Source organism: Zoogloea sp. (assembly GCF_041911615.1).
In the GTDB taxonomy this organism is placed as follows: Bacteria; Pseudomonadota; Gammaproteobacteria; order Burkholderiales; family Rhodocyclaceae; genus Zoogloea.
Genome location: NZ_JAYROR010000098.1, coordinates 17391 through 29770, shown reverse-complemented (window position 1 = coordinate 29770; position 12380 = coordinate 17391). Strand labels below are relative to the sequence as shown.

Sequence of the window (12380 nt, the reverse complement as noted above, 5' to 3'; positions counted from 1 at the left end):
GTACAGCACCGACGGCGGCACCACCTGGAACGCCGTCGCCGGCCTCACCGGCACCAACGGCCTGCTCCTGGCCGACACCGACCGCATCCGCTTCGTCCCCAACGGCGAGAACGCCACCACCGCCAGCTTCACCTACCACGCTTGGGACCGCTCCAGTGGCTCCGCCGGCAACCTTGCGAGCCTCGCCACCACCGGCGGCACCAGCCCCTTCTCCATCCTCAGCAACCAGGCATCCATCGCCGTCAGCGCGGTGAACGACGCGCCGATCAACGACCTGCTGCCCACCTACAGCGGCGACTTCCGCACCGACGGCTCGCTGCGTCAGGACGGCACGATCACCGCCAACCCGGGGCAGTGGCACGACGTCGATGCCGGCGATCCGGCCACCACCTTCCGCTACGTCTGGGAAGTGGCCGACGACGCGGCCGGCACCAACGTGCGCACCATCAGCGGCGCCACCGCGGCCAGCTACACCCTCACCGCTGCCGAGATCGGCAAGTACGTGCGGGTCAAGGTGTACGGCAGCGACGGCAAGGTCGAAACCCTCGCGACGGGCGCCTTCCAGGCCGTCACCAACACCGATCCGCAGACCGTAGGCATCCTCATCGACCAGGACGCCACCGAAAGCGTGCCGCTGAGCTTCACCGTGCCCGCCGGCACCTTCACCGACGCCAACGGCGAAGACACCCTGCACTACTCGGCCACCCTGGCCGACGGTAGCCCGCTGCCGGCCTGGCTGCACTTCGACCCGGTCACCCGCAGCTTCACCGGCACGCCGGGCGGTGGCGACATCGGCGTACTGCAGGTCCGCGTCATCGCCGACGATCACGGCAATCAGCCAAGCTTCGCCGACTTCACCCTGCGCGTTGCCGGCGTGCCGGTCAAACCCGTCGAAGCCAAGCCCGAAACCCCGGCCCCGGTGCCCGTGCCGGCGCCGATCGAAGCCCCGGCCCCCGCCAAGCCGGCCCCCACCGACACCGCCTGGACCGCCCCCGCGGCTGCCAGCGGCGCCATCGGTGGCGCCTGGACGGCGGGCAAGGGCGACGGCTTCTTCAGCGCCAGCGACCGCAACCTCGCCGCCGGCAGCCTCGTGCCCACCGCCGACGCGACCCGCAACGCCGCCTCGAACACCCCCGCGCCGGTCGCTCCGGCCCCCGAGACGCGCAGCCTGCTGTCCTCGCCGTCCCAGAGCGGGCTCACCCGCGCCGACGGCTTCCGGGTCGTCGTCCAGCCCACCCAGGCCAAGGACGACGTCAGCCTGATCCTCGCCCGTCCGCTCACCGACCAGGACTTCAAGCCCGCCGCGCAGATCAAGCTCATCGTTCCGCCCGACACCTTCAGCCACACGCGCCTCGACGCCCGCGTCGAGCTGTCGGCCGAACGCCTGGACGGCACCGCCCTGCCCGGCTGGCTGCGCTTCGACGCCCGCAAGGGTGAGTTCCGCGGCACGGCGCCGGCCGATTTCGATGGCGACATCGAGGTGAAGGTCACCGCCAAGGACAACTTCGGCAACAGCGTATCGACGATCTTCCGCATCCGCGTACAGGGTGGCCAACGCGTCTCGTTCAACGGACGCGAAGGCCTCAGCGCCCAGTTCCGCACCGCCAGCGCCCCCGGGCGCGACGCGACCCGCGGTGGCCTCGTCGAGCACGCCCGGCCCGCCGCCCGGCCATCCCGCGTGGCCTGATGACAACCTTCGACCGAGCCCAACGTGAGCAACCCCGTCGATAGCGAAGCCTTCGTCTCCCACTCGCTGGGCGCCCTTCTCCACCTGGCGCGCCGGGCCCGCTCGGCCGGCTCGCCGGCGGAGCTGGGCTTCATCGCGGTGAATGAAACCCTGGCCCTCGCGCCCTACCGGCAAGCCGCCCTGTGGCTGGCCGACCGGGGCGTGGTGGCCCTCTCGGGCGTCGTCGCTCCGGAGGCCAACGCCCCCTTCGTGCACTGGCTCGAACGGGTCTCACGCCGCCTGCACGCCCACCCGCCCGAAGGCGGCGTGGTTTCGCCGGGCAGCCTCGCCGCCGAAGACGCCGCCGAATGGGACGAATGGCTGCCTGCCCACGCCCTGTGGATTCCCTTCGGCACGGCCACGCCCGGCGGCCTGCTGCTCGCCCGCGACACCCCGTGGCAGGCCGGCGAGATCGGCCTGATGGGCGAATGGGCCGACATCTGGAGCCACGAATGGCACATCCAGGCCAAACCCGACGCCGCCAGCCGCTGGCGGATGCTCGCCGACGCCTGGCCCGATCCGCAGCGCCGCCACGCCCTGCGCCGCCACTGGCTCACCGCCCACGGCTGGCGTTTTCGCCTCAAGCGCTGGCGCCAGGCCAACGCCGCCGACCTGCGTCACCAGCTCGCCAGCCTGTGGCGGCGGCGCACGCTGCGCTACGGGCTCCTGGCCGCCGGCGTGCTGCTGTTCCCGGTGCGCTTCAGCGTGCTCGCCCCCGGCGAACTCGTGCCAGCTCAGCCCGCGGTTGTCCGCGCGCCGCTGGACGGCACCGTCGACAAGTTCTTCGTCGCTCCCAACAGTCAGGTCAAGGCCGGCGACACCCTGTTCCAGCTCGACCTCACCACCCTCTCGAGCCGCCTCGCGGTTGCCCGCCAGGGGCTCGTCACCGCCGAAGCGGAATACCGTCAGTCGGCCCAGCAGGCCGTCTTCGACCCCAAGAGCAAGGCCCAGCTCGCCATCCTGCAAGGCCGCATCGCCGAACGACAGGCCGAAGCCGACCTGCTGGCCGCCCAGTTCGCCAAGGCCCAGGCCACCGCCCCGCGCGACGGCATCGTGCTGATGGACGACCCCTCCGAGTGGATCGGCAAGCCCGTCACCACCGGCGAGCGCATCATCACCATCGCCGGCGAGGACGACGCCGAGGTCGAAGCCTGGCTCGGCCCCGGCGACGTGATCGATCTGCCCCCCGGCGCCGACGTCACCCTCTACCTCAATGCCGCCCCGCTGGCACCGGTCGAGGCCCACCTGCGCTACCTGGCCCACGAAGCCGTGTCGCGGCCCGACGGCAGCTTCGCCTACCGCCTGCGCGCCACCCTCGCCGACGGTCAGGACAAGCCCCGCGTCGGTCTCAAGGGCACCGTCAAGGTACGCGGCGATCACGTACCGCTGGTCTACTGGATGCTGCGCCGGCCCCTCGCCACGCTGCGCCAGACCATCGGCTTCTGAGGCGCCCGGACATGCAGGCCACCCTCGACGCCCCCGCTGTCGGCGCCGCCATCGCCGCCGATCTGCCCCGCTGCCTGCCACCGCTGCGGGACGAACTCGCCCTCCTCGACGGCCCCGCCGGCGCCGACGGCGCCCCCAGCTGGAGTCTCCACGACCCGGTGCGCAACCAGTTCTATCGCATCGACTGGCCCACCTTCGAGATCCTCGCCCGCTGGCAGCTGGGCGAACCGACGCGGATCGCCGACGCCATCGAGGCCGAGACCACCCTCACCCTCGGCGAGGAAGACGTCGAGCTGGTGCTGCGCTTTCTCACCGAGCACCAGCTCGTCCGCCCCCTCGGCGAAGCCGGCACCGCGCGCCTGGTGTTCCAGGAAAAAGCCCGCCACAGCACCGTCTGGCAATGGCTGCTGCACCACTACCTGTTCTTCCGCGTGCCGCTGCTGCGCCCGGACCGCTGGCTGGTGCGCCAGTTGCCGCGGGTCGAGGTGTTCTACGGCGCCACCTTCCTGCGCCTCACCCTCGCCGCGCTCGCCCTCGGGCTCTACCAGGTGGTGCGCCAGTGGGAACACTTTTCGGCCACGCTGGTGGACACCCTCACCTGGCGCGGCGCCCTCGGCTACGGCGTCGCCCTGACCCTCGTCAAGGTACTGCACGAATTCGGCCACGCCTTCACCGCCCGGCGCCTCGGCTGCCGGGTGCCCACGATGGGGGTCGCCTTCCTCGTCATGTGGCCGGTGGCCTACACCGACGTGAACGAAGCCTGGCGCCTCACCCGCCGGCGAGACCGGCTCGCAGTGGGCGCCGCCGGCATCGCCACCGAACTGACCATCGCCGCCTGGGCCACCCTGGCCTGGGCGCTGCTGCCCGACGGCACCATGCGCGGCACCCTGTTCATGCTCGCCACCACCACCTGGGTGGCCACCCTGGCAATCAACGCGAGCCCCTTCATGCGCTTCGACGGCTACTTCTTGCTCTCCGACTTCCTCGACTTTCCCAACCTCCACGCCCGAGCCTTCGCGCTGGCCCGCTGGGATCTGCGCGAGCGCCTGTTCGGGCTCGGCGAAGCCCCTCCCGAAGCCCTGCCCGCCGCCCGCCGCCGGGGCCTCATCCTGTTCGCCTACGGGGTCTGGCTGTATCGCCTGACCCTCTTCGTCGGCATCGCACTGCTCGTCTATCACTACTTCTTCAAGGCCCTCGGGCTGCTGCTGTTCGCCGTCGAGATCGGCTGGTTCGTGCTCCTGCCGATGGCCAAGGAAGTGGGCGAATGGCGCCGCCGCTGGCCGCAGATCCGCGCCGGCGGCAAGGGGCGCGGCAAGCTCTGGCTGCTGATCCTGCTCGTGGGCATCTTCGCGGTGCCGTGGAACTTCGAGGTCAATGGTCAGGGCCTGATGCGCTCGGCGCGCCATTACCCGCTGTTCGCGCCGGGGCCGGCGCGGGTGGACGGACTTCCCGTCAAGCCCGGCGAGCCGGTCGCAGCCGGACAAGTCCTGATCAGGCTGGCCGCCGACGACGCCGAATACCGCCTGCGTCTCGCCCAGGCCCGCTTCAGCCGTCTCGCCTGGCAGGCCGAGGTGTCCGGGCTCGACGACACCCTGCGCGCCCGCCAGCCGGTGACCGTCGAGGAACTCGAGGCTGCCCGCGCCGAACTGACCGGCGCCACCGAAGAGCGTCAGCGCTACACCGTTACCGCGCCCTTCGCCGGCGTCCTCGCCGATCTGGCCCCCGACCTGCGCGTCGGCGAGGCCGTCGGACGGCAGCAGCAGATGGGCGTGTTCATCGACCCGAGCGCCTGGGAAGTGGAAACCTATCTCACCGACGCCGAGGTCGAACGCGTCGCGGTGGGCGACAGCGGCCGTTTCCTGCCCGAAACCCCGGGCCTGCCCACCCGCCCGCTGAAGGTTGCCCGCATCGACCGCGACGCCACCCGCACCCTGCCCGACGCCATGCTGGCCGTTGGCCACGGGGGCGAGGTGCTGGTACGCGAGCGCAACGGCCAACTGATTCCCGAACGGGCGGTGTACCGCGTGGTGCTCACCGTCGACACCGCCGACGGCCCTGCACCAACGCGTGTCCTGCGCGGCGCGGTGGTGATCTACGGCAAACCCAAGTCCCTCGCCGGCGACTTCCTCCGTTCGGGGGCCGCGCTGCTGGTACGCGAATCGGGCTGGTAAGCCAATGCCGGCCGGGCCGCCCCGGCCTGCGTCAACCTCAGCGGCAATCCTGGGGCAGCGCCTCGGCTTTAAGGCGGCGGGCAGAGCAGCGCCAGCCCCCCACCGCGTCGCCGGTCTCCCAGCGCAGGTTGCCGCCGTCCGCAAACCCGTTGCCCTGGCGGATCGTCACCACCACCGCATTGCCGTCCATGTCGAGGCTGTAGACGAACGGGGGCAGCGCCTGCGTCGCGCCGGCGTCGGCCACATGCTCCGGAAAACGACCGTTCTGCTGGCGATAGGTCTCGACCGCATCCACCGCCGCACGGCCAAGCTGTGCCGCCTCTTCGAGCTTGGCGCGGGTCACGTAGAGCTGGTACTGGGGAATCGCCACTGCAGCCAGCATGCCAAGCACGGTGATCCCGAACAGCACCAGCACCACGATCAGCCCACCCCTGCCCGTGCCACCGCTGGCCTCGAGCCGACCGAGCTGGTTCTGCGGATCGCCGCTGGCCGCCTCGGCCTCGGCGATCTTGCGGGTGCAGTGGCGGTAATACAGCGCGTTGCCGAACATCCCCGGCAGCGCAAACTGGGCAATCAAACCGAGCCACCGGCCGTTGTCGCCGAACAACAGCGCGAACAGCCCCGCCACCACATTGGCCAGCACCAGATAGGCGATCCCGAAGGCCCACATCCGCCGATACAGGAACCAGAAAAAGCTCAGCAGCGCCGCCGGCCAGTTCCAGCTGATGCCGGCCTTGCCGGCGGCGTCGAAGCGGGCGAAGTGGCGCAGGTAATAATCCTGGTTGCGGGGGCCGATCACGGCTTTGTAAAGGGCTTCGCGGTCGGTCATGGCTGTGTTTTCTCCGTGGTTCGTCGATTCGAAACGGGTATCGCTCCCGCCCTGGCAAGCCTATCCCGACGCTCCCCCCCAAGGCAATGCCCGGCACCACTGCGGGGCTTGCGACATACGACAACACATTGCTATATTGCCGCGCATCCACCGCCCATGCCGGCACGTCCCTGCGGGCGCGTTCCCCGTCCCACCGCAACCGGAGCAACCCCATTGAAAGCCGTATTCATCACCGGCCACGGCGGCAACGAAGTGGTTCAGATCGGAGACCGGCCGCGCCCGACGCGGCGCCCCGGCGAAGCGCTGATCCGCCTGCACGCCGCCACGCTCAACCAGGTGGACCTCTACATGCGCAACAGCGGCGCCGGCATCACCCACACGCTGCCGCAGATCATGGGCCTCGACGGCGCCGGCGTCGTCGAGGAAGTGGATGCCGACGAGCCGCTGCTCAAGCCCGGCCAGGCGGTGGTGGTCCACCCCGGCCTCGCCTGTGGTCGCTGCGAATTCTGCCAGCGCGGGGAAGGCGTGCTGTGCACGGGGATGCGCTTTCTGGGCGAACACCGCGACGGCACCTTTGCCGAATGGGTCGCGGTGCCGGCCCGCAACGTCTTCCCCAAGCCCGAGGCGCTGGATTTCGTGCAGGCCGCGGCGCTCGGCGTCAATCACCTCACCGCCTGGCGGATGCTGTTCACCCAGGCCCGCGTCAAAGCGTGGGAAACGGTGCTGGTGTTCGGCATCGGCGGCGGCGTGTCGCTGGCCGCCCTGCAACTCGCCAAGGCCGCCGGGGCACGGGTCATCGTCACCTCCCGCGACGACACCAAGCTCGACCGGGCGCGGGCGCTGGGCGCCGATCACGGCATCAACAGCCGCCATCAGGACGTGGCCAAGGCCGTGCTGGCCGCCACCGACGGGCGCGGGGTGGACGTGGTGATCGAAAACGTCGGCGAGGCGGTGTGGTCGGCGGCGATGAAATCCCTGGTGCGCGGCGGGCGGCTGGTCACCTGCGGCGCCACCTCCGGCGACCAACCGCCGGCCGACCTGCGCCGGATCTTCATCCGCCAGCTGCAGATCCTCGGCTCGACCCACGGCGATCTCGCCGAATTCCACGATCTGCTGCGCTTCGTCACGCGCCACGCCATCGTGCCGGTGATCGACAGCCGCTTCCCCCTCGATCACGCCCGCGACGCCCTCGACCGTCTCGAATCCGGGCAGCAATTCGGCAAGGTCGGGCTCGACCTGCTCGCCTAGCCCCGCGTCCGGTCGACGCAGGCGGCGCGGCTTTCGTCGTGTCGCCGCGCGGTGCAGCGGCAAATCGGAAAAACTTCCCGCCGGATTACCGGTCATCTCCTTTGTAGCGCGATTCCATGTGCCCGTTCGCCCACCGGGCCGACCGCCTCCCGAGGAGCCCGCCATGAATCCGACGCCCACTCCGCCGCGCTCGTCCGCCGCCAGCCTGCGCGGCGCCATCGACGCCGCCTGGCGCAGCCCCGAGCCCGACTGCGTTCCGCCCCTGATTGCCGCCGCACGGCTCGACCCCTCCGTCCGCGTGCAGGTGGACGCCCTCGCCCGTCGCCTCGTCGGTGCGCTGCGCGAGCGCCGCAGCCGGGCCGGTGGCGTCGATGCGCTGATGAAGGAGTTTTCCCTTTCCAGCCACGAAGGCGTGGCCCTGATGTGCCTCGCCGAAGCCCTGCTGCGCGTGCCCGACACCGCCACCGCCGACCGCCTGATCCGCGACAAGCTCGTCGGCGCCGACTGGCAGGCCCATCTCGGCCACAGCCCTTCGCTGTTCGTCAATGCCACCAGCTGGGCGCTGCTGCTCACCGGACGCCTTCTCGCCCCGTCGGCCGCGTCCGGGCTCGGCGCCACCGTCGGCCGGCTCGTCGAGCGCGGTGGCGAATCGCTGATCCGCAAGGGCATGGATCTGGCGATGCGGATGCTCGGCGAACAGTTCGTCACCGGCCGCAACATCGCCGAAGCGCTGGAGCGCACCCGCGAGCGCGCCACCCGCGGCTACCGTCACTCCTTCGACATGCTCGGCGAAGCCGCCCTCACCGCCGCCGATGCGCGCCGCTATCGCGCCGACTACGCCGAGGCGATCCACGCCATCGGCGCCGCCTCGGCGGGCCGCGGGGTGATCGACGGCGACGGCATCTCGATCAAGCTGTCGGCGCTGCACCCGCGCTATGGCTGGTCCCAGCGCGACCGGGTGCTGGCCGAGCTGCTGCCCGAGCTTGCCGCCCTGTGCCAGCTCGCCCGCCGCTACGACATCGGACTCAACATCGACGCCGAGGAATCCGACCGCCTCGACCTTTCCCTCGACCTCCTCGAGGCCCTCGCCCTCGACCCCGCGCTGGCCGGCTGGGACGGCCTCGGCTTCGTCGTCCAGGCTTATCAGAAACGCGCCCCCTTCGTGATCGACTGGCTCATCGACCTCGCCCGCCGCAGCGGCCGGCGGTTGATGGTGCGGCTGGTCAAGGGCGCCTACTGGGATGCCGAAATCAAGCGCGCCCAGGTCGACGGCCTCGTCGGCTACCCGGTCTACACCCGAAAGGTGTACACCGACGTCGCCTACCTCGCCTGCGCCCGCAAGCTGCTGGCCGCGCAGGATCTGCTCTATCCGCAGTTCGCCACCCACAACGCCCACACCCTGGCCGCGCTGTTCCACCTGGCCGGGCCCGACTGGCAGCCGGGCGACTACGAATTCCAGTGTCTGCACGGCATGGGCGAGGCGCTCTACGACCAGCTCGTCGGCCAGCCCGGCTTGCACCGCCAGGTGCGCATCTACGCGCCGGTCGGCAGCCACCGGACGCTGCTCGCCTATCTCGTGCGCCGACTGCTCGAAAACGGCGCCAACACCAGCTTCGTCAATCGCATCGTCGATGCCAACGTCGCCATCGACAGCCTCGTCGCCGACCCCGCCGACGTCGCCACACCGCTCGACGGCGCGCCCCATCCGAGGATTCCGCTGCCGACCCATCTGTACGGCACCGGGCGACGCAACGCCGCCGGCTTCGATCTCGCCTGCGGCGCCGTGCAGGCCCGCCTCACCCGGGCGATCGCCGCCTCCCGCCACACCCGCTTCAGTGCCGCCCCCTGCCCGGCCGGTCACGGCCCCGCGCAGGTCGTCACCAACCCCGCCGACCGCAGCGAACAGGTCGGCGAAGTGATCGACGCCAGTCCCGACGACATCGACCGCGCCTGCGCCGCCGCCAGTGCCAGCCCCTGGCCCGGGCTGCACGCCCTGCAACGGGCCGCGATCCTCGAACGCGCCGCCGACGCCTTCGAGGCCGAAGCCGACACACTCATTGCGCTGGCGGTGCGCGAGGCCGGCAAGACCTGGGCCAACGCGGTGGGCGAGCTGCGCGAGGCGGTGGATTTCCTGCGCTACTACGCCGCCCAGGCACGGGATCTCGACCCGGTGCGCGACCCGGCCCTCGGCCCCTTGGCGTGCATCAGCCCGTGGAACTTTCCGCTGGCGATCTTCACCGGCCAGCTCGCTGCGGCCCTTGCCGCCGGCAACCCGGTGCTCGCCAAGCCCGCCGAGCAGACGCCGCTGATCGCCGCCTGCGCCGTCGCCCTGCTCCACGCCGCCGGGGTGCCCGCCGACGCGCTGCAACTCCTGCCCGGCCCCGGCGAGACCGTCGGCGCCGCCCTGGTGGCTGACCCGCGCATCCGCGGCGTGCTGTTCACCGGCTCCACCGAGGTGGCCCGGCTCATTCAGCGGCAGCTGGCGCGTCGGGGCGGCAACCTGCCGCTGATCGCCGAAACCGGCGGCCAGAACGCGATGATCGTCGACGCCACCGCACTGCCCGAACAGGTGGTCGGCGACGTGCTCGCCTCCGCTTTCGATTCCGCCGGCCAGCGCTGCTCCGCCCTGCGGGTGCTGTGCCTGCAGGACGACATCGCGGCGCCCACCCTCGCCATGCTGCGCGGCGCCCTCGACGAACTGCGCGTCGGCGACCCGGCCGATCCGCGCACCGACATCGGCCCCGTGATCGACGCCGACGCCCGCGCCCGACTCGACGCCTACGTGGACGCGCAGCGGGCCCGGGGCGCCCCGGTCACCCGCCTGACGCTGCCGCCGGCCTGCGCGGCCGGCACCTTCGTGGCGCCGACGCTGATCGAGATCGCCGACCTCCGCGAACTGGCCGGCGAACAGTTCGGGCCGGTGCTGCATGTCCTGCGTTTTCCGGCCGACGGCCTGGCGGCGCTGCTGGACGGCATCGCCGCCAGCGGCTACGGCCTCACCCTCGGCGTCCACTCGCGCATCGACGCCACCGTCGAGACGGTGCGCCGCCGCGCCCGGGTGGGCAACCTGTACGTCAATCGCAGCATGGTTGGCGCGGTGGTGGGCGTCCAGCCGTTCGGTGGCGAAGGGTTGTCGGGCACCGGACCCAAGGCCGGCGGGCCGCTCTACCTGCAGCGCCTGGTGCGCCACGGCGCCAGCCCGCGCCTCGCCAACGGCGCCCTGCGGGTCGAAGCCGTCGGCAGCGGGGAGGACGCGCCGTTCGCCGCCCTGCGCGACTGGCTCGACGGAGGCGCCCGCCTGCTCTTCGACGCCGACACCCTGGTCAGGCTGCGGGAACGGGCCGACATCTGCCGCGCCCATCGCCTCGCCGGCATCCGCCTGACCCTGCCCGGCCCCACCGGCGAGGACAACCGCCTGTACTTCGTGCCGCGGGGCTGCGTCGCCGGCTGCGTCGACGGGCCCGACGACGCCCCGGCCCGCCACCTGCACCAGCTCATCGCCGCCATTGCCAACGGCAACGGCCTGCGCTGCGCCCCGTCGGCACCCGCGCGGCGGCTGCGCGAGGGCCTGCCGGCCCTCGTGGCGGCCTGCTTCGTGCTGGATGCGGACTGGTTCGACACCGACTTCGGCGCCCTCCTCCACGACGGCGACGACGCCAGTGCCGACGCCTGGCTGCGCCGGCTCGGCGAGCGCCCGGGCCCGATCGTCCCGCTGCTGCGGCCGACGCCCGATTACGACCCCGCGCGCCTGATCCTGGAACGCTGCGTCACCATCAACACCGCGGCGGCCGGCGGCAACGCCAGCCTGATGACGCTGGAGGCCTGAGCCGCGCCTAGGGCAGCGGATGCAGCGGCGAGTCGCCCCATTCGTCGAGAAACGCCCGCACGAAAGCCGCCACCGTGCGGTGGCGCGCCGCGGCCAGCCGGCGGCCGCTGGCGGTGGTCATGCGGTCCTGGAGCAGGAGCAGCTTTTCGTAGAAGTGATTGAGGCTGGTGCCCTGGGCGGCCTTGTAGGCGTCGGCGCTGGCGTGCAGCACCGGCGCCACGTCCGGATCGTGGAGCGGCCGGCCGACGTGGCCGCCGTAGGCGAAGCAGCGCGCGATGCCGATGGCGCCGAGGGCGTCGAGACGGTCGGCGTCCTGCACGCAGCGGCCTTCGACGGTGCGCATCGGGGTAGCCACGCCGGCGCCCTTGAACGACACCGTCGCGACGATCTCCACCACCGCGTCGCGCAGCGCCGGAGCCGCGCCCAGCCCGTCCAGCAGCTGCGCGGCCGCCCGCGGGCCGGCGCCGTCGTCGCCGCCGTGAAACTTCCAGTCGGCGATGTCGTGGAGCAAGGCGCCCAGCTCGGTCACTTCCGGGTCGGCGCCTTCGACGGTGGCCAGCTCGCGGGCCAGCCGCCACACGCGGGCGATGTGATGCCAGTCGTGGCCCGACGGTTCGGCCAGACAGCGCGTGCGGACCTGCGCCGCCACCTGCGCGACCAGCGGGCTGGCCGGCGTGTGCGCGGGGCTCACTTGCTGTCGAGGAGCTGGATCTCGAAGTTGAGGGTGCTGTTGGGCGGAATCTTGCCCAGATCGCGGGAGCCGTAGGCGGTTTCCGGCGGGCAGGTGAGCTTGGCGGTGCCGCCCACCTTCATGCGCTGGACGCCCTGGGTCCAGCACGGAATCACCTGGTTGAGCCCGAAGGTGGCGGGCTGGCCGCGCTTGAAGGAGCTGTCGAACTCGCTGCCGTCGAGCAGGGTGCCGCGGTAATGCACGGTGACGCGGCTGGTCGCGGTGGGGCTGGCGCCTTCGCCCACCTTGACCTGCTCGACCTTCACGCCGGAAGGCAGGGTTTCGACGGCCGGCGCCGCCACGGCGACATTCGAGACGAACACGGCGGCAAGGGCGGAGAGATAAACGTTACGCATGGCGATCCTTCGTTGAGTGGAACGGAATGAAACCCGAAGCGGGCGGCC

General features: G+C 71.7%; 8 protein-coding genes. 5 read left to right on the top strand and 3 right to left on the bottom strand.

Annotated features, from left to right (window positions below):
* From ACE3P2_RS12065 to ACE3P2_RS12055, 3 genes are all read left to right on the top strand, one after another.
* A partial coding sequence (locus ACE3P2_RS12065; protein WP_374264745.1) for a putative Ig domain-containing protein occupies positions 1-1687 on the top strand: 1687 nt, incomplete at its 5' end.
* Positions 1688-1711: 24 nt separating this feature from the next.
* Positions 1712-3172: an efflux RND transporter periplasmic adaptor subunit gene (locus ACE3P2_RS12060; RefSeq protein ID WP_374264743.1), complete on the top strand. Its 1461-nt coding sequence runs from the start codon at positions 1712-1714 to the stop codon at positions 3170-3172.
* Positions 3173-3183: 11 nt separating this feature from the next.
* Entirely contained in the window at positions 3184-5343 is a 2160-nt protein-coding gene (locus tag ACE3P2_RS12055) for an HlyD family efflux transporter periplasmic adaptor subunit (protein WP_374264741.1), read from the top strand.
* A gap of 37 nt (positions 5344-5380) precedes the next feature.
* Here ACE3P2_RS12055 and ACE3P2_RS12050 read toward each other — a convergent pair whose 3' ends face one another.
* Complete coding sequence (locus ACE3P2_RS12050) at positions 5381-6172, bottom strand: DUF2628 domain-containing protein (RefSeq protein ID WP_374264739.1); 792 nt, start codon at positions 6170-6172, stop codon at positions 5381-5383.
* 213 nt (positions 6173-6385) lie between these two features.
* Here ACE3P2_RS12050 and ACE3P2_RS12045 point away from each other — a divergent pair, with 213 nt between their 5' ends.
* Complete coding sequence (locus ACE3P2_RS12045) at positions 6386-7420, top strand: zinc-binding dehydrogenase (RefSeq protein WP_374264737.1); 1035 nt, start codon at positions 6386-6388, stop codon at positions 7418-7420.
* Between the two features lie 163 nt (positions 7421-7583).
* On the top strand, positions 7584-11246 hold the full coding sequence (putA, locus tag ACE3P2_RS12040; protein WP_374264735.1) for a bifunctional proline dehydrogenase/L-glutamate gamma-semialdehyde dehydrogenase PutA: 3663 nt from the start codon (positions 7584-7586) through the stop codon (positions 11244-11246).
* Between the two features lie 7 nt (positions 11247-11253).
* On the opposite strand, the gene ACE3P2_RS12035 is transcribed toward putA, so the two are convergent.
* Positions 11254-11937, bottom strand: coding sequence for an HD domain-containing protein (locus ACE3P2_RS12035; RefSeq protein ID WP_374264733.1), 684 nt, complete (start codon positions 11935-11937; stop codon positions 11254-11256).
* Positions 11934-12332 carry an FKBP-type peptidyl-prolyl cis-trans isomerase gene (locus ACE3P2_RS12030; protein WP_374264731.1) on the bottom strand — a complete coding sequence of 133 codons (399 nt, stop codon included), beginning with the start codon at positions 12330-12332 and terminating at the stop codon, positions 11934-11936. The genes ACE3P2_RS12035 and ACE3P2_RS12030 overlap by 4 nt, the downstream gene beginning before the upstream one ends.
* Positions 12333-12380 lie beyond the last annotated feature (48 nt).

What these genes read in the sequence shown, in the direction of transcription:
- ACE3P2_RS12030 (WP_374264731.1), bottom strand. Translation starts at nt 12,332, where the DNA reads ATGCGTAACGTTTATCTCTCCGCCCTTGCCGCCGTGTTCGTCTCGAAT.
- ACE3P2_RS12050 (WP_374264739.1), bottom strand. Translation starts at nt 6,172, where the DNA reads ATGACCGACCGCGAAGCCCTTTACAAAGCCGTGATCGGCCCCCGCAAC.
- putA (WP_374264735.1), top strand. Translation starts at nt 7,584, where the DNA reads ATGAATCCGACGCCCACTCCGCCGCGCTCGTCCGCCGCCAGCCTGCGC.
- ACE3P2_RS12055 (WP_374264741.1), top strand. Translation starts at nt 3,184, where the DNA reads ATGCAGGCCACCCTCGACGCCCCCGCTGTCGGCGCCGCCATCGCCGCC.